This is a genomic window from Rhodanobacter sp. TND4EL1, assembly GCF_054061035.1.
The window spans coordinates 693,507-710,069 of the sequence record NZ_JBSSDT010000001.1; the positions used below are offsets into that span (position 1 = coordinate 693,507).

At 63.5% G+C, this 16,563-nt stretch carries 16 protein-coding genes and 1 tRNA gene; 10 read left to right on the top strand and 7 right to left on the bottom strand.

The genetic code is table 11. The features are described from left to right. Positions 1–19: 19 nt before the first annotated feature. The 10 genes from ccmE to ACVWWQ_RS03290 all read left to right on the top strand — a co-directional run bounded on the left by ccmE (position 20) and on the right by ACVWWQ_RS03290 (position 7,253). On the top strand, positions 20–490 hold the full coding sequence (gene ccmE / locus ACVWWQ_RS03245) for a cytochrome c maturation protein CcmE (protein ID WP_199107190.1): 471 nt from the start codon (positions 20–22) through the stop codon (positions 488–490). Continuing rightward, positions 487–2,472, top strand: coding sequence for a heme lyase CcmF/NrfE family subunit (locus ACVWWQ_RS03250; RefSeq protein WP_133950010.1), 1,986 nt, complete (start codon positions 487–489; stop codon positions 2,470–2,472). The genes ccmE and ACVWWQ_RS03250 overlap by 4 nt, the downstream gene beginning before the upstream one ends. Beyond that, the gene (locus ACVWWQ_RS03255) at positions 2,469–3,011 is read left to right on the top strand and encodes a DsbE family thiol:disulfide interchange protein (RefSeq protein WP_099651929.1); all 543 of its coding nucleotides are present in this window, start codon (positions 2,469–2,471) and stop codon (positions 3,009–3,011) included. The genes ACVWWQ_RS03250 and ACVWWQ_RS03255 overlap by 4 nt, the downstream gene beginning before the upstream one ends. Beyond that, positions 3,011–3,457 carry a cytochrome c-type biogenesis protein gene (locus tag ACVWWQ_RS03260; RefSeq protein ID WP_457383298.1) on the top strand — a complete coding sequence of 149 codons (447 nt, stop codon included), beginning with the start codon at positions 3,011–3,013 and terminating at the stop codon, positions 3,455–3,457. Before ACVWWQ_RS03255 ends, ACVWWQ_RS03260 begins: the two co-directional genes overlap by 1 nt. After that, the gene (locus tag ACVWWQ_RS03265) at positions 3,454–4,503 is read left to right on the top strand and encodes a c-type cytochrome biogenesis protein CcmI/CycH (RefSeq protein ID WP_133950008.1); all 1,050 of its coding nucleotides are present in this window, start codon (positions 3,454–3,456) and stop codon (positions 4,501–4,503) included. Before ACVWWQ_RS03260 ends, ACVWWQ_RS03265 begins: the two co-directional genes overlap by 4 nt. 2 nt (positions 4,504–4,505) lie before the next feature. Then, the gene (gene metX / locus ACVWWQ_RS03270; protein WP_133950006.1) at positions 4,506–5,636 is read left to right on the top strand and encodes a homoserine O-acetyltransferase MetX; all 1,131 of its coding nucleotides are present in this window, start codon (positions 4,506–4,508) and stop codon (positions 5,634–5,636) included. Positions 5,637–5,678: 42 nt separating this feature from the next. After that, positions 5,679–6,260: a cysteine dioxygenase gene (locus ACVWWQ_RS03275; RefSeq protein WP_133950004.1), complete on the top strand. Its 582-nt coding sequence runs from the start codon at positions 5,679–5,681 to the stop codon at positions 6,258–6,260. Positions 6,261–6,287: 27 nt separating this feature from the next. Next, positions 6,288–6,373 (top strand) — tRNA-Leu (locus ACVWWQ_RS03280). 221 nt (positions 6,374–6,594) lie between these two features. Beyond that, the gene (locus ACVWWQ_RS03285; RefSeq protein WP_133950002.1) at positions 6,595–7,026 is read left to right on the top strand and encodes a hypothetical protein; all 432 of its coding nucleotides are present in this window, start codon (positions 6,595–6,597) and stop codon (positions 7,024–7,026) included. A gap of 2 nt (positions 7,027–7,028) precedes the next feature. Beyond that, positions 7,029–7,253, top strand: a complete 225-nt coding sequence (locus ACVWWQ_RS03290) for a helix-turn-helix domain-containing protein (RefSeq protein ID WP_099651924.1) — start codon at positions 7,029–7,031, stop codon at positions 7,251–7,253. 88 nt (positions 7,254–7,341) lie between these two features. Here ACVWWQ_RS03290 and gyrA read toward each other — a convergent pair whose 3' ends face one another. From gyrA to rpsO, 7 genes are all read right to left on the bottom strand, one after another. Continuing rightward, positions 7,342–9,969 carry a DNA gyrase subunit A gene (gene gyrA / locus ACVWWQ_RS03295; RefSeq protein ID WP_099651923.1) on the bottom strand — a complete coding sequence of 876 codons (2,628 nt, stop codon included), beginning with the start codon at positions 9,967–9,969 and terminating at the stop codon, positions 7,342–7,344. Positions 9,970–10,279: 310 nt separating this feature from the next. After that, on the bottom strand, positions 10,280–11,293 hold the full coding sequence (mtnA, locus tag ACVWWQ_RS03300) for an S-methyl-5-thioribose-1-phosphate isomerase (protein WP_133950000.1): 1,014 nt from the start codon (positions 11,291–11,293) through the stop codon (positions 10,280–10,282). A 256-nt stretch (positions 11,294–11,549) separates the two neighbouring features. Continuing rightward, complete coding sequence (locus tag ACVWWQ_RS03305) at positions 11,550–11,741, bottom strand: PspC domain-containing protein (RefSeq protein ID WP_099651921.1); 192 nt, start codon at positions 11,739–11,741, stop codon at positions 11,550–11,552. Positions 11,742–11,757: 16 nt separating this feature from the next. Continuing rightward, entirely contained in the window at positions 11,758–12,825 is a 1,068-nt protein-coding gene (locus ACVWWQ_RS03310) for a class III poly(R)-hydroxyalkanoic acid synthase subunit PhaC (RefSeq protein WP_133949998.1), read from the bottom strand. 13 nt (positions 12,826–12,838) lie between these two features. Beyond that, the gene (locus ACVWWQ_RS03315; RefSeq protein WP_457383299.1) at positions 12,839–13,951 is read right to left on the bottom strand and encodes a poly(R)-hydroxyalkanoic acid synthase subunit PhaE; all 1,113 of its coding nucleotides are present in this window, start codon (positions 13,949–13,951) and stop codon (positions 12,839–12,841) included. A gap of 103 nt (positions 13,952–14,054) precedes the next feature. Beyond that, positions 14,055–16,169, bottom strand: a complete 2,115-nt coding sequence (pnp, locus tag ACVWWQ_RS03320; RefSeq protein ID WP_133949996.1) for a polyribonucleotide nucleotidyltransferase — start codon at positions 16,167–16,169, stop codon at positions 14,055–14,057. Between the two features lie 84 nt (positions 16,170–16,253). Beyond that, the gene (gene rpsO / locus ACVWWQ_RS03325; protein ID WP_007513234.1) at positions 16,254–16,523 is read right to left on the bottom strand and encodes a 30S ribosomal protein S15; all 270 of its coding nucleotides are present in this window, start codon (positions 16,521–16,523) and stop codon (positions 16,254–16,256) included. Positions 16,524–16,563 lie beyond the last annotated feature (40 nt).

Below are 16,563 nucleotides of genomic sequence, written 5' to 3' on the forward strand. Positions count from 1 at the left end.
GCGGTCGATCACCATGCCCATGAATCCAACCCGCAAGCGCCGACTCACCATCGTGCTGTCGATCCTCGCCGCGACCGCCGTCGCCGCCGTACTGGTGGTGCTGGCGTTGCAGAACAACATGAACTACCTGCTCACGCCGAGCCAGGTCCAGTCCGGCGAGGCGGCCGGCTACAAGACCTTCCGCCTCGGCGGCATGGTCAAGTCCGGCTCGATCCAGCGCTCCAGCGACTCGCTCAAGGTCACCTTCACCGTGGTCGATGCCGGCGGCGCCATGCCGGTGGAATACACGGGCATCCTGCCCGACCTGTTTCGCGACAACCAGTCGGTGATCGCCACCGGCCACATGGACAACGCCCGTTTCGTGGCCACCGAAGTGCTGGCCAAGCATGACGAAACCTACATGCCGAAAGAGCTGAAGGACGCGATGGCCAAGGCGCACGAAGGCAAGCAAGTCGAAGAAGGCGCCGCTGCGCAGGACAAAATGCCATGACCCCCGAACTCGGCCAACTCGCGTTGATTCTCGCCCTGCTGCTGGCGCTGGCGCAGAGCGTTCTGCCGCTGATCGGCGCCTGGCGTGGCAACCGGGCGCTGATGGCGGTGGCGCGTCCGGCGGCCGCCGGTCAGGCAGTTTTCGTCGCCATGGCGTTCGGCATCCTGGCATGGGCGTTCCTGCGCTTCGATTTCTCGGTGCAATACGTGGCCGACAATTCGAACCTGGCGCTGCCGTGGTACTACCGCATCGCCGCCGTGTGGGGCGCGCATGAAGGGTCGCTGCTGCTGTGGATCCTGATCCTCAACGTGTGGACGATCGCGCTGGTCGCGCTGAGCCAGAAGTTGCCCGAAGTGTTCGCTTCCCGCGTGATCGCGGTGATGGGTCTGATCGCGGTGGGCTTCCTCGCCTTCATCCTCTTCACCTCCGACCCGTTCGGCCGTCTGTTGCCCATGCCCGGCGACGGCGCGGATCTCAATCCGGTGCTGCAGGATCCGGGGATGACCTTCCATCCACCGATGCTGTACATGGGCTACGTCGGCTTCTCGGTGGCGTTCGCGTTCTCTATCGCCGCGCTGCTCGGCGGTGAACTGGAACAGGCCTGGGTGCGCTGGGCGCGACCGTGGACCAACATGGCCTGGGCCTTCCTGACCTGCGGAATCGTGGCCGGCAGCTGGTGGGCGTATGCCGAACTGGGCTGGGGCGGCTGGTGGTTCTGGGACCCGGTGGAGAACGCGAGTTTCATGCCGTGGCTGGTCGGTGCTGCGCTGATTCATGCGCAGGCGGTGACCGAGAAGCGCGGCTCGCTGCGTGCGTGGACCATCCTGCTGTCGATCTTCGCCTTTTCGCTGTCCCTGCTCGGTACCTTCCTGGTGCGCTCGGGCGTGCTCACCTCGGTGCACGCGTTTGCTTCCGATCCGCGCCGCGGCGTGTTCATCCTGATCTTCCTGACCATCGTGGTTGGCGGCTCGCTGCTGTTGTATGCGCTACGGGCGCCGAAGGTGCTCGGCGGCAAGGCGTTCAACGTGGTGTCGCGCGAGACAGTGCTGCTGATCGGCAACCTGATGTTCGCGGTGGCTGCCGCGATGGTGCTGCTCGGCACGCTGTTTCCGCTGATCGGCGACGCGTTGAACCTGGGCCGGATCTCGGTCGGGCCGCCCTACTTCGGATTCCTGTTCCCGCTGCTGATGGCGCCGGTGGTGGTGCTGCTGCCGTTCGGTCCGTTCCTGCGCTGGGGCAAGGGTGACGGCCCCGTGCTCAAGAGCCTGCTGCTGCGCGTATTCACCGCCGCACTGGCCTGCGCCATCATCGCAGCCTTCCTGGTCGACGGGAACCTGAAGGCGATCGTCGGCGTCGCCGCCGGCGTGTGGGTGGTGGTCGGCGTGCTGCTGTATGCGTACAAGCGCTGGCGGGAAATGCCACGCGGCCGGCGCTACCCGGGCGAACTGGCCGGCATGCTGCTGGCGCATCTGGGCGTGGGCATCTTCGTGATCGGCGTGCTGCTGTCCGAGTCGCTCAGCGTGTCACGCGATGTACGCATGGCACCCGGCGAGAGTCAGCACATCGGCAGCTACGATTTCCGTTTCGAAGGCGTGCACCACACCACCGGACCCAACTGGACCGCCGACCAGGGTGTGGTCACGGTGACCCGCGGCGACAAGCCGATTGCCGTGATGCATCCGCAGAAGCGCACTTACCCACGTGGCCAGGTGCAGACCGAATCGGCCGTCAACGCCGGCGTCACCCGTGACCTGTATGTCGCACTGGGTGAACCCATGGATGCCAACAACCTCGAGGGCGCATGGGCATTGCGCCTGTACTACAAGCCATTTATCCGCTGGATCTGGGGCGGTGGTCTGCTGATGATGCTTGGCGGCATTGTTTGCGCGACGGACAAGCGCTTTCGTCTCAAGCGTGCAGTGAAGGCCGAGGATGGCATCGACGCCGGCGCCATGTTGCAGGTCCGGGAAAACCACGCATGAACCGCCTGCTTCCCTTCATCGGCTTCATGCTGCTGGTCGGCCTGTTCGGCTTCGGCATCTGGTGGAACACGCAGCACGATCCGAACGCGATCCCCACGCCGCTGCTGAACAAGCCGGCGCCCGAGTTCAACCTGCCCAAGCTGTATCAACCCGAGCAAAAGGTCAGCAAGGCCGACCTGCTGGGCAAGCCCTACCTGCTCAACGTATTCGCCAGCTGGTGCATTGAATGCGGCGTGGAGCACCCGGTACTGAGCGCCGAAGCGCCGACCCTGGGCGTGACCCTGGTCGGCTACAACTACAAGGATGCACCCGCCGACGCCAGGAACTGGCTGGGCCGACATGGCAATCCCTATGCCTTGCTGATCGCGGACGAGTCGGGCAACACCGCGATCGACTTTGGCGTGTACGGCGCGCCGGAAAGCTTCCTGATCGATGCCAGGGGCGTGATCCGCTACAAGCACATCGGCCCGATCACGCCGGACGTGGTGACGAAGGAACTGAAGCCGGCCATCGCGGCAATGCTGAAGGAGACCCCGTAATGCGTCGGTTGCTGCGGATGTTTTTCGTCGTTTCTCTGCTGCTGGGCGGCGTCGCCCATGCGCAGGCGATCGAGCCGATGCCGTTCAAGAATCATGCGCAGGAACTGCGTTTCCAGCACCTCACCCATCAGCTGCGCTGCCCGATGTGCCAGAACGAGACCCTGGCCGACTCGAATGCACCGATCGCACGCGACTTGCGCAACCAGATCTTCCGCATGATGCAGGCCGGCAAGAGTGATGACGAGATCAAGCAATACCTGGTCGCGCGCTACTCCGATTTCGTGCTGTACGACCCACCGCTGACCTCGAGCACCTGGCTGCTCTGGTTTGGCCCGCTGCTGATTCTGCTCGGCGGTGCCGGCGTGGTGCTGGCGGTCATTCGCCAACGCAGCCGCGCAGCCCGTACCGTGGTTGAAACACCTACCGATTCCGGGGACGACTGGTGAAGATCGTTTTTCTTGTAATCGCTGCTGCGATGGTTGCAGTGGCGCTGGCCTTGTTGTTGCTGCCGCTGCTGCGCCAAGGGCGCGAAGCAGGCCGTTCGCGCAGCGTGTTTGTGGTTGCCCTGCTGATTGCCCTTGTGTTGCCGTTGGGCACCGGTGCGCTCTACATGTTGGTGGGCACGCCGGCCGCGTTGAACGAGGCCAGCAAGCAGGCTGCGCCGTCGCTGACCATGGAGCAGGCGCTTACGGAACTGCGCGCGCACCTGCAGCAGCAGCCGGACGACCTGCAGGGCTGGATGCTGCTGGCCCAGACCAGCAGCATGCTGCACCAACCGGCGGATGCGCGCGACGCATTCGACCATGCGTTGAAGCTGTCGCCGAACAGTGCCGAAGCGATGATCGGCTGGGCCGAGAACGACTCGATGACCCGCGCCGACCATCGCATCGACGGCCGCGCACGCGAGTTGTTGCAGCGTGCAGTGAAATTGCAACCGGACAGCCAGCGCGGCCTGTGGCTGCTCGGCATCAGCGATTTCCAGAACGGCGACTATCGCGACGCCGCCGCCACCTGGCGCTTGTTGCAACCACAGCTGGAGCCCGGATCATCCGTGGCCCAGTCCGTGGCCGAGCAGATCGCCGTGGCGGATGCCCGGGCCGGCGGTGCGCCCGCCAGTGCCGCGAGCACGTCCGGCATCACTTCGCGGGGCGCTTCGCTGCAGGTGCAGGTGGCATTGGCGCCGGCGCTGAAAGCCAAGGTCGCTGCGGGCGACGTATTGTTCGTTTACGCCCGTTCGGCGGACGGCCCACCGATGCCGTTGGCGGTGGCGAAACTTGATCCTGCCAGGCTGCCTGCCAGCGTCACGCTGAACGACGCCATGGCGATGACACCCGCGTTCAAGCTGTCCTCGGTCAAGCAGGTTTTCGTCGGCGCACGGATCAGCCACAGTGGTCAGCCGGTCGCCCAGCCTGGCGACCTCGAAGGCGACGCCGGCGTGGTTGCGGTGGACACCAAGACACCGATCAAGATCAGCATCGACAAGGTGCATTGACGATGGGCGACGCGCGCCGCTATCTCGCCCTGCCCTCACCGTTCGCGATGAAGCGCGGCGGCGAACTCGAGGGCGCGCATGTCGCTTACGAAACCTGGGGAACACTGAACGCCGCGCGCAACAACGCCGTGCTGGTGCTCACCGGCCTGTCGCCCAGCGCGCACATGACCTCGTGCGACGAAGACCCGACGCCGGGCTGGTGGCAGGACATGGCCGGCGCCGGCAAGGCGATTGATACCGCTCGCTGGTTCGTGATCTGCGTGAATTCGCTGGGCAGTGACAAGGGTTCGACCTGTCCGGCCTCGATCGACCCATCCACCGCTGAACCCTACCGCCTGGCCTTTCCGGAACTGGCACTGGAAGACGTCGCGAACGCGGCCCACGCCGTCGTCGACAGCCTCGGCATCGAGCAGCTTGCCTGCCTGATCGGCTGTTCAATGGGTGGCATGAGCGCCTTGGCCTACATGCTGCTGCACCCGGGCAGCGTGCGCGCGCACATCAGCGTGGATACCGCACCGCAGGCGCAACCGTTCGCGATCGCGATCCGTTCGCTGCAACGCGAGGCCATCCGGCTCGACCCGCAGTTCCGCGACGGCCACTACGACATTCATGCCGCGGTAGGCGGCAGCTACCCCGACCTGGGCATGAGCATCGCGCGCAAGCTCGGCGTGATTACCTACCGCTCGGCCATGGAATGGAACGGGCGCTTCGCACGCATCCGCCTGGATCCCGAACAGCGCGAGGACGAACCGTTCGGCCGCGAGTTCCAGGTGGAGTCCTATCTGGAAGGCCACGCCCAGCGTTTCGTGCGCAACTTCGACCCGAACTGCTATTTGTACCTGTCCCGCGCCAGCGACTGGTTCGACATCGCCGAGTACGGCCACGGCAGCGTGCACGAAGGTCTTCAGCGCATCTGCATCGAGCAGGCGATGGTGATTGGTGTCAGCACCGACATCCTGTTCCCGCTGCAGCAGCAGGAGCAGATCGCCGAGGGCCTGCAGGCCGCTGGTGCCCGCGTCGAATTCGTGGCGCTGGATTCTCCGCAAGGCCACGACGCCTTCCTGGTCGATATCGAGAATTACAGCCGTGCCATCGGCGGTTTCCTGAACCGGCTTTCGGTCTCGCCCCCTTGACGCTGGTAAGCTAGTGAGCTTCCTGCACCACCCGAGACCGCCATGCTTACCCTGGATTTCCCCGGCAGCCGCACCCTGATCGACGCGATCGACGCCGCCGTGGCCAAGCCGACTACCCACCAACTCACCGACAGCCTGCGCAACAGCCTGTGCAAGATGATCCGCGACAAGTCGGTGATCCTGCCCGAATGCGTGTTCGAGGCAAATGCCGAGCATTACGCCCGCCGTGAGTTGTATCGAAGCGAGGAACACGGCTACTGCGTGGTCGCCATGACCTGGGGACCTGGCCAGGGCACGCCGATCCACGACCATGACGGCATGTGGTGTGTCGAAGGGGTATGGAGCGGTGCGCTGGAAATCGTGCAGTACGAGTTGCTGGAACACGACGAATCGCGCTACTGCTTCCAGCCGGTCGGCTCGATCCAGGCCGGTGCCGGTTCGGCCGGCAGCCTGATCCCGCCGCACGAGTACCACAGCATCCGCAACCCCAACGACAACGCCGTGACCGTGAGCCTGCACATTTATTCCGGTCCGATGGTCCGCTGCGCGGTGTTCCAGCCGCTGCCCGAGGATCGTTGGTACGATCGCGACGTTCGGCAATTGGGGCTCGACCGCGTCCACTGAACCCGGCATAATTGCGCGCTGACACATGCCGGTGTGGCGGAATGGTAGACGCGGCGGACTCAAAATCCGCTTGTGGTGACACAGTGGAGGTTCGAGTCCTCTCACCGGTACCAATAAAGGGTTTCAGGCCGCCTGGCCGAGATCCATGAAACATCAAAGCCCGCATGAAGCGGGCTTTTTTGTGTCTGCGACGTTTCGGGCAAGTGACGATGACGCCACTGGTGCCATCAGCTCGGAACAACGAGCGTCCCGCAAGGCTGCCGCTCTCCTAGTAACTAGGTAACCTATAGGTTCCATTCTCGCCCACCGTCACGACCCATAGCCGGGCGCAACCATGCAAGAGATATCTGAGCGGAAAGACCGTTTGGCGAAGAACGAGAGGCGCGGGATCTGGCTGGCTCTGGCGATCGTGCTCGCCCTGGCGTCGACCCTGCTGATGGGCGGCGAGGCTCGGCAAGCAGTACTGCGAATGCTCCCCGTCGGCTTGGTACTCGTCATCGCAGGGCTGGTGCAGCAACGCACGCGGGCAACACGGCTTGCGCTCCGCCATGACCGTCAGGCGCTGGCTCGTGATGAGTGGCGACAGATGGGGATGGGCCGCGCCAGTCGGTGGACACTCGCCTTGTTACTGGGAACGCTGGCGGTATTTTGCCTGCTGAGCACCCTCTTCGATTTCAATATATCCGGCCAGGTGGTGGCAGTGCTTGCGGTTGCACTGGGCGCCACGGTCTTCCTTGCCTTGTTTCTGCTGTTCGACCGGGATTGACGATGCCGGAAGAACGACTGGCCAATCGGCTCAAGGTTCTGCGTGCCGCGAAAGCCCTGACCCAGGGCGCACTGGCCGAACTGATCGGGACCACGCGCAAGTCAGTCAATGCGATCGAAATGGAACGGATGGTTCCGTCCACCCTGCTGGCGCTCAAACTGGCCCGTGCGCTGGATGCACCGCTCGAACACCTGTTCCAGTTGGCGGAGTCAGGCACCGGGGATTGAAAATCCCCGATGTCTGACGAAGCCGCTGGCGTCCACAAAAAAAGAGCCCCGGCATGCCGGGGCTCTTTTCTCTCACAGGGCCGCGAACTTACTCGTCGGCTGCCGTCTCGTCGGTTGCTGCGGGTTCGACCTCGGTACCAGCGCCATCGGATGGACCGGCGGACTCAACCGGCACCGCATCCTCGCCGTTGTCGTCTTCCGCATCCAGACGCATCACGCTGACCAGGGTCTCGTCCGCAGGCAGCTTGATCAGGGTGACACCCTGGGTATTGCGGCTGAGCTGGGAAACTTCGGCCACGCGGGTACGTACCAAGGTGCCCTGATCCGAAATCAGCATCAGTTCGTGCGCCTCGGTGACCTGCACCGCGCCCACCAGCGGACCGTTGCGTTCGGAGCACTGGATACCGATGACGCCCTGCGTGCCACGGCCCTTCTTGGTGAACTCGACCAACTCCGTGCGCTTGCCATAACCACGCGCGGTGGCGGTGAGGATGTCACCCTCGGCGGCGACAATCAGCGACACCACCTCGGCACCACCGATCAGCTTCATGCCGCGCACGCCCGCGGCGGTGCGACCCATCGAGCGCACGGTGTTCTCGTCGAAGCGATTGACCTTGCCGTTCGAGGCGAACAGTAGGACGTCGCTGTTGCCATCAGTCAGCTCGACATTGACCAGCGCATCGTCGTCATGCAGCTTGATCGCCAGCTTGCCCTTCTGCAGCTGGAAGGCGAATTCGGTCAACGGCGTTTTCTTGACCGTGCCGTGCTTGGTCGCGAAGAACACGAAGCGGTCTTCGGCATAGTCGCGAATCGGCAACACCGCCTGCACTTTCTCGCCCTCGCCCAGCGGCAGCAGGTTGATGATCGGCTTGCCGCGCGCGCCGGGGCCGGATTCGGGGATCTGGTAGACCTTCTGCCAATACACCCGACCGGTACTGGTGAAAGCCAGCAATGTGTCATGCGTATTGACCACCCACAGCTGCTCGACGAAATCCTCGTCCTTCAGTGCCGAGGCCGACCGGCCCTTGCCACCACGCTTCTGCGCGCGATACGTGCTGGCCGGCTGGCGCTTGATGTACCCGGTGTGCGACAGCGTGACCACCACGTCCTCCGGCGTGATCAGGTCGAGCACGTTGAGATCTTCCTGCGAATGCTGGATCTCGGTGCGACGTGCATCGCCAAACTCGGCCTTGATCGCCTGCAGCTCCTCGCGAATCACTTCGAGCAGACGCGCCGGGTTCTCGAGGATCTCGATCAGGGCACGGATGGCCTCCAGGATCATCCGGTATTCGTCGGAAAGTTTCTCCTGCTCCAGACCGGTCAGGCGATGCAGCCGCATCGCCAGAATTTCCTGGGCCTGGACTTCGGACAACTGATAGCCGTCGGCCTTGAGGCCTTCGCGCGGATCCATGTCCTCGGGGCGCGAGGCATCGGCGCCCGCGGCGGAAAGCAAGGCGCCCACCATGCCGGGCTGCCACTTGCGCGCCAGCATCCGTTCGCGCGCCTCGGCCGGCGAGGACGAGGTCTTGATCAACTCGATCATCTCGTCGATGTTGGCCAATGCAACGGTGAGGCCTTCAAGGATGTGCGCGCGCGCCCGTGCCTTGCGCAGTTCAAAGATGGTGCGGCGGGTGACCACCTCGCGACGATGGCGGATGAATGCCTCGAGGATGTCCTTGAGGTTCAGCAGCTTCGGCTGGCCATCGAGCAGGGCCACCATGTTGATGCCGAAGGTGACCTGCATCTGGGTCTGCTGGAACAGGTTGTTCAGCACCACGTCGCCCATCGCATCCTTGCGGATCTCGATGACGATGCGCATGCCGTCCTTGTCGGACTCGTCGCGCAGTTCGCTGATGCCTTCGAGCTTCTTTTCCTTGACCAGCTCGGCGATCTTCTCGATCAGCCGCGCCTTGTTCACCTGATACGGCAACTCATGGACGAGGATCGTCTCGCGGCCATTGGCCTCGGTCTCGATTTCGGCCTTGGCGCGAACCAGGATGCGGCCGCGGCCGGTGCGGTAGGCCTCGATGATGCCGGACGAACCGTTGATGATGCCGTAGGTCGGGAAGTCCGGGCCCGGGATGTACTGCATCAACTCGTCGATGCCCAACGAGGGCTCGTCGATCAACGCCATCGTCGCGGCAATGACCTCATTGAGGTTGTGCGGCGGAATGTTGGTGGCCATGCCGACCGCAATGCCGGCCGAGCCGTTCACCAGCAGGGTCGGCACGCGCGAGGGCAGCACCAGCGGTTCGCGCTCGCTCTCGTCGTAGTTGAACCCGAAGTCGACGGTATCCTTGTCGATATCCGCGAGCAGCTCGTGGGTGAGCCGCGACATGCGCACCTCGGTGTAACGCATGGCCGCGGCGTTGTCGCCGTCCACCGAACCGAAGTTGCCTTGACCGTCAACCAGCATGTAGCGCAGCGAGAACGGCTGGGCCATGCGCACGATCGCGTCATAGACCGATTGATCGCCATGCGGATGGTATTTACCGATCACGTCACCAACCACGCGGGCCGACTTCTTGTACGGCTTGTTCCAGACGTTGCCCAGCTCGTTCATCGCGAACAACACGCGGCGATGCACGGGTTTCAGACCATCGCGCACATCCGGAAGCGCACGCCCCACGATCACGCTCATGGCGTAATCGAGGTAGCTCTGGCGCATCTCGTCTTCGATGTTGACGCGAATGATTTCTTTGGCGAGTTCTGCCATGAATCGGCTTCCTTGATGACAAAAAAAGGACGCTGGCGCCGCGCCTCCAGCGCATGCGCAAGTGACCCGAAATCAACCCATCGATTATAGCACGAGAGGCTCCAAAACGACAGGATTTAACTCTTTATAATCAATAACTTGAAGCGACGCCGACGCCTCCGGACAAAGCCCCTCGGGAACTGCTCAGAAATTGATCAGCCGAGCGCACGCCGAAACGTCCGGCGACACGGCGCGGGAGCGGGGTTTCCTGTTCCGGATTTCCAGGACCGAGCGCCGGCAGAGCGGTTCACGGACGCACGCGTCAACGCCGCTAGCCGCCGAATATCGCCTGCATGGAGATGCTGTTCGGTCGTTCGATCACACCACGCTCGGTAACGATCGCGTCGATGAGTTCCGCCGGCGCCACGTCAAACACCGGGTTCCACGCCTGGGCGCCCTCAATCACCGTGCGCCTGCCCGCCGTGCTCAACAGCTCGGCTGCATCGCGCAACTCGATCTCGATTTCCTCGCCGGTACCGGTGGCCATGTCGACCGTCGAGTACGGCGCCACCACCATGAACTTCACGCCGTGGTACTTCGCGGCGATCGCCAGCTGATAGGTGCCGATCTTGTTGGCGGTGTCGCCATTGGCGGCGATGCGGTCGGCGCCGACGATGACCCATTGCACTGCGCCGGACTTCATCAGGTGCGCTGCCGCGGAATCAGCGATCAGCTGGGCCGGGATGCCGTCACGCACCAGCTCCCACATGGTCAGTCGCGCACCTTGCTGCCATGGACGCGTTTCACCGGCATAGACTCTGGAAATCCGCTCCGCAGCGACGCCAGCACGGATCACGCCAAGCGCGGTGCCATAGCCGGCGGTGGCCAGTGAGCCGGTGTTGCAATGGGTCAGTACGCCGGAGCCCGGTGCAATCAACGAGGCACCCAGTTCGCCCATGTGGCGATTGGCGGCCAGGTCCTCATCCTGAATCGCCTGTGCTTCCTGCAAAAGCCGGTCGGCGTCAGCACCCGCGTTGATCCGCTTTTTCATGCGGTCCAGCGCCCACATCAGGTTCACGGCGGTGGGTCGTGCGGCGCGCAAGGTGGCCAGCACGGATTCCAGCGGCTCACCCTGTTGCGCAGCCATCGCGACACCCCATGCGGCCGCGATGCCGATCGCCGGAGCGCCCCGCACAGCGAGATCGCGGATGGCTGCCGTGACCTGCGCCGCGTCACGACAATCCATCCAGACCTCCTCGGCCGGCAGTCGTCGCTGGTCCAGCAGACGAAGATGGTCATCGTGCCATTGCACGGCACGGATGCGGTCGTAGCGGTCGTAATCCATCGCTTGGTTCTACTCGGCAAACAAAAAGTCGGGGGCGTGGTGGCGTGACGGGACGGTTCGGATGGAACCGGCTCTGGGTTGATGAAGGGCCATCGTGCCCTTCATCAATCCGCCAAGTCCGGTGCGTGCCCGGACTCGGCTTCGACGCATCTGCCACCTCTGTGGTGATGATGCGCGGGCGATCCGGCCTCGGCTTGCCACAGCTGAATGCGTTCAACCGGCCCATCAGGCGGGCCGGATCGGGGCGACCGCTGAGTCATGACGCCTCGGGCATCACCAGCCACATGATCAAGTACAGCAGGATACCGGATCCCCCCATCAGGGTAAGCACGACCCAGCCGGCTCTCACCAGGGTGGGATCCCAGCCAAAGTATTCCGCAATGCCGCCACATACCCCCGCCAGCTTGCGGTCATGGTTAGATCTTTGGAGGCGCTTTCCCGTCGTCATCGTCTCTCCTGAATCGTCAGCTGCGTGCGCGGAGCCACTGGTGGATGGCCGGCGGCACTTCGCGTTGCGCGCGACCGGACACGTAGATGCCGATATGTCCGCCCTTGAATGCGAGCTGGGTGTAATCGGTCGTACCCACGTATTTGCCCAACGCACGCGAAGCGTCCGGCGGCACCAGATGATCCTGCTCGGCAAAGATGTTCAGAACCGGCTGGGTGATCATGCCCAGGTCCACGCTCTGGCCGCCGATCTCGAGCGTGCCCTTGACCAGCTTGTTGCCCTGGTAGAAGTCCTTGATGAACTGACGGAATGCTTCGCCAGCCTGATCGGGCGAATCGAAAATCCAGCGCTCCATGCGCAGAAAGTTCTCCAGCTCGCTCGGATTGTCGAGGATGTCGACCATGCCGATGTATTTCTGCTGGTTCAACCGCACCGGCTTCAGCGTGAGGTACACATAATTCATCAGCGCGGCGGGGATATTGCCCATGGTGTCGACGAACAGATCGACGTCCATGTTGCGGCACCAGCTCGACAGCATGTTGTCCGGCGTGTGGAAATCCACCGGCGTGACCATGGTGATCAGGTTCTTCACCTTGTCCGGATGCAGCGCGGTATAGCACAGCGAGAACGCCCCGCCCTGGCAGATGCCGAGCAGGTTGATCGCATCCAGCTCGTGGCGCCGGCGCACCGCATCGACACAGCGATCGAGATAGCCGTTGATGTAGTCGTCCAGGGTCAGCCAGCGGTCGGCGCCGTCGGGATAGCCCCAATCGATCAGGTAGACATCCTCGCCCTGCTCCAGCAGGTTGCGCACCATCGAGCGGTCGGCCTGCAGATCGGTCATCCACACCGTGTTGACCAGTGCGTAGACGATCAGCAACGGTGTCTTCGAGTTGGTCTTGCCGTGGCCGGTGAAGTGCCAGACCTTCAGCTTGTCCTCGCTGTAGACCAGTTCACGCGGGGTATTGGCGTATTCCGGTTCGCGCATGCCGCGCAGGTTGGCCATGCCCGCGGCCAGCTTGCGCTGGAAAGTGGCGATGTCGCCCAGGGCCTTGGTCGGGTCGATGCGCAAGGGTGTGTACATGGCTTATGTCTCCTTACTTGCGCTTGCGCGAACTGGGGCGGGTCTTGGATGCGGCAGCAGGCTTGGCCTTTTCGACCGCCTTTGTGCGCGCCGCCTTCGTCGGGGCTTTCGAAACGGACTTCTTTACTGCCGAAGTCGCACGCCTGGCCGGAGCAGCCTTCTTCGCTGCGGGTGCTGCCTTGGAGCTGCCGGCAACCTGACGCTTCAGCGCGGACAGCTCGCGGCGCAGCGCCATGATCTCGTCCGCATGATCGTCGCTGGCTGGCGCCTTGGCAGCACGGAATTCGCGACGCAGGGCCTGCAGTCGTTCGCCGAGACTCGACACCTCGCTGCGCGTGGGCACACCCAGTTGCTGACAGAACTGCTCGGTCTGCTGCTGCTGCATCTGACGCACTTGCATCTGCGTGTTGACCATCTCGCCATAAACTTCGCGAAATTCGTCGGTCAGCGCGATCTCGGCGTAAGCCTCTTCGGCGGCATCCACCCACAAATCGTAGAGCGCCTTCAGCGAATCAATCTGGCGTCCCGGCTCGGCACGCTCCGCCAGCTTGTCCTGCAGTCGCTGCATCGCCTGCGCGTTGGAGCGCTGGATCAATGCCTGATAGCGCGCGGAAGCCTGCAACGAGGCCAACATGGCGGCAGCCATGGCCTGTTGCTTCATCTGTTGCTCGCGATCCTGACCAAACGCCGGCGTCGGCCCCTGTGCGCCTGGCAGATCGCCAAAGCCGCCTTGCTGCGCTGCCTGCATCCAGGATTGCCATTGCCGCGCAAAACCCTCGGCACCGGCACTGTCGATGCCGCCGAAGGCTTGCGCAAACGGCTGGTTGGAGCCCGCGAAAAGTTGCTGCAATTGCTGACGCCAGTCGACCGGCTGGGCACCGGCACCGCTGGCTGCGGCACCCTGCATCCAGTCGAAATATCCCTTCAGACCCGCCAATGTGCGCTCCAGCGTGTCGTTGCCGGAAGCTGGCGTTGGCGCCGTGAAAAACGGATGGGCTGCAGGCTGGGACGGTTGCTGTTGCTGCTGCAACTGACGTGTCCACGCCTCCCAGGATTGCTGCGCCAGGGTCTGATAATCCCTGATGAAATCATTCGCCGGGTCGGCCATCGGTGCGTCCTCATGCATGGTCCCTGCATCCTAGCAAAAACGTGTTGCACAAAATCATCGACGCCAGAATGCACAAGGCCCGGCATGAGCCGGGCCTTGTGAAATCGCTTGACGGAGAAGCTCAGGCGGTCGGACCACCCGCGCGCTCTTCCTCGGTCACGGCCTTCATCGACAGGCGGATGCGACCCTGCTTGTCCACTTCGAGCACTTTGACCTTGACGATGTCGCCTTCCTTCAGCTTGTCGGAAACCTTCTCGACGCGCTCGTCGGAGATCTGCGACACGTGCACCAGACCATCCTTGCCCGGCATGATCGTCACGAAGGCACCGAAGTCCATCAGCTTGGCGACCTTGCCCTCGTAGATGCGGCCCGGCTCGACGTCCGAGGTGATCTGCTCGATGCGCTTCTTCGCCGCTTCACCCGCCTCGCGATTGACCGAGCCGACGATGATGGTGCCGTCGTCGCTGATGTCGATCGTGGTGCCGGTTTCTTCGGTGATCGAGCGGATCGTGGCGCCGCCCTTGCCGATCACTTCGCGGATCTTGTCCGGGTGGATCTTGATGGTGATCAGGCGCGGAGCAAACTCGCTCATTTCCGTACGAGCGGTGGTGAGCGCCTTGCTCATCTCGCCGAGGATATGCAGGCGACCCTGCTTGGCCTGGGCCAGCGCGACCTTCATGATCTCTTCGGTGATGCCATCGATCTTGATGTCCATCTGCAGCGCGGAGATGCCTTCGGCGCTACCGGCCACCTTGAAGTCCATGTCGCCGAGGTGATCTTCATCACCCAGGATGTCGGACAGCACCACGAAGTCGCTGCCTTCCTTGACCAGACCCATGGCGATACCGGCCACCGGCGCCTTCAGCGGCACGCCGGCATCCATCATCGCCAGCGAGGAACCGCACACCGAGGCCATCGACGAGGAGCCGTTGGACTCGGTGATTTCCGAGACCACGCGCACCACGTACGGGAATTCCTCGATCGACGGCTTGACCGCCTGCACGCCGCGCTTGGCGAGACGGCCGTGGCCGATCTCGCGACGCTTCGGCGCGCCGAAGCGACCCGCCTCACCCACCGAGAACGGGGGGAAGTTGTAATGGAACAGGAACGGATCCTTCGACTCGCCACCGGGCGCGTCGATGATCTGTGCGTCGCGCGTGGTGCCCAGCGTGATCACGACCAGCGCCTGGGTTTCGCCGCGGGTGAACAGCGCCGAGCCGTGGGTACGCGGCAGCACGCCGACACGGGCGGTGATCGCGCGCACGTCGTCGAGCTGACGACCGTCGATGCGAACCTTGGTCTTCAGCACGCTGTCGCGCATGGTGTGGTATTCGAGTTCCTCGAACTCCTTGGCCATCGCGCCGGTGGACCAGCCATTCTCTTCGGCCTGCGCCTTGAGACCGGCCAGCACGTCGGACTTGATCGCGGAGATCGCGTCGCGACGCTCCAGCTTGTCACGTACCTGGAACGCGGCAGTCAGCTGATCGCCGACCGCGCCCTTGACGGCGGCGACCAGCGACTCATTGCGTGCCGGTGCCTTCCAGTCCCACGACGGCTTGCCGGCTTCGGTGGCCAGCTCGGCGATCGCGCGGATGGCGGTCTGCATCTGCTGGTGACCGAACATCACCGCGCCGAGCATCACGTCCTCGGACAGCAGCTTCGCTTCGGATTCGACCATCAGCACGGCGCCGGCGGTACCGGCGACGACCAGATCCAGCTCGGAGGTCTTCAGCTCGGTGGCCGACGGATTCAGCAGGTATTTTCCATTGGCGTAACCGACCCGGGCGGCGCCGATCGGACCCTTGAACGGGATGCCGGCCAGACTCAGCGCGGCGGACGCGCCCAGCAACGCGACGATGTCGCCGTCGACTTCCGGGTTCAGCGAGACGACCTGGGCGATGACCTGCACTTCATTCTTGAAGTCTTCCGGGAACAGCGGACGCACCGGACGATCGATCAGACGCGAGGTCAGCGTCTCTTTCTCGGTCGGGCGACCTTCACGCTTGAAGAAGCCACCGGGGATGCGACCGGCGGAGTAGAACTTCTCCACGTAGTCGACGGTGAGCGGGAAGAAATCCTGGCCTTCCTTCTGCTTGGTCGCAGCGACCGCAGTGACCAGCACCACGGTGCCGCCCATGCTGGCCATGACCGCACCGGATGCCTGGCGGGCAATTTCGCCCGTCTCCAGCGTGACTTCGTGATTACCGTACTGGAATGACTTGGTTACTTTTGCCACGTGATTGATTCCTGATCTGATTGAGAAGTGCGCCCAGCGACGGGCGCTTCTTGATCTTTGCGTTCACGAAGGAACGCAGGCGAATCAGCGGCGCAGGCCGAGACGCTCGATCAGGGTCTGATAGCGCGCGAGATCGCGATCTTTCAGGTAGCTGAGAAGACGCTTGCGCTGATTGACCAGCTTCAGCAGGCCACGGCGGGAATGGTGATCCTGCTTGTGCTCCTTGAAGTGGCCGGTGAGATGGTCGATGCGGGCGGACAGGAGCGCCACCTGGACTTCGGTCGAACCGGTATCGTTCGGCACGCGGCCGAAGTCAGCAATGATCTTGCCGGTCTGTTCTGCGGTAAGGGACATGGAGTACGTTTCCTTGATAAGGCGATGCGAAGCTTGCGCT

Excerpts from the sequence above, each read along its gene's own strand:
- ccmE (WP_199107190.1), top strand. The coding sequence starts at position 20 with ATGAATCCAACCCGCAAGCGCCGACTCACCATCGTGCTGTCGATCCTC.
- ACVWWQ_RS03250 (WP_133950010.1), top strand. The coding sequence starts at position 487 with ATGACCCCCGAACTCGGCCAACTCGCGTTGATTCTCGCCCTGCTGCTG.
- ACVWWQ_RS03255 (WP_099651929.1), top strand. The coding sequence starts at position 2,469 with ATGAACCGCCTGCTTCCCTTCATCGGCTTCATGCTGCTGGTCGGCCTG.
- ACVWWQ_RS03260 (WP_457383298.1), top strand. The coding sequence starts at position 3,011 with ATGCGTCGGTTGCTGCGGATGTTTTTCGTCGTTTCTCTGCTGCTGGGC.
- metX (WP_133950006.1), top strand. The coding sequence starts at position 4,506 with ATGGGCGACGCGCGCCGCTATCTCGCCCTGCCCTCACCGTTCGCGATG.
- ACVWWQ_RS03275 (WP_133950004.1), top strand. The coding sequence starts at position 5,679 with ATGCTTACCCTGGATTTCCCCGGCAGCCGCACCCTGATCGACGCGATC.
- ACVWWQ_RS03285 (WP_133950002.1), top strand. The coding sequence starts at position 6,595 with ATGCAAGAGATATCTGAGCGGAAAGACCGTTTGGCGAAGAACGAGAGG.
- ACVWWQ_RS03290 (WP_099651924.1), top strand. The coding sequence starts at position 7,029 with ATGCCGGAAGAACGACTGGCCAATCGGCTCAAGGTTCTGCGTGCCGCG.
- gyrA (WP_099651923.1), bottom strand. The coding sequence starts at position 9,969 with ATGGCAGAACTCGCCAAAGAAATCATTCGCGTCAACATCGAAGACGAG.
- mtnA (WP_133950000.1), bottom strand. The coding sequence starts at position 11,293 with ATGGATTACGACCGCTACGACCGCATCCGTGCCGTGCAATGGCACGAT.
- ACVWWQ_RS03305 (WP_099651921.1), bottom strand. The coding sequence starts at position 11,741 with ATGACGACGGGAAAGCGCCTCCAAAGATCTAACCATGACCGCAAGCTG.
- ACVWWQ_RS03310 (WP_133949998.1), bottom strand. The coding sequence starts at position 12,825 with ATGTACACACCCTTGCGCATCGACCCGACCAAGGCCCTGGGCGACATC.
- ACVWWQ_RS03315 (WP_457383299.1), bottom strand. The coding sequence starts at position 13,951 with ATGCATGAGGACGCACCGATGGCCGACCCGGCGAATGATTTCATCAGG.
- rpsO (WP_007513234.1), bottom strand. The coding sequence starts at position 16,523 with ATGTCCCTTACCGCAGAACAGACCGGCAAGATCATTGCTGACTTCGGC.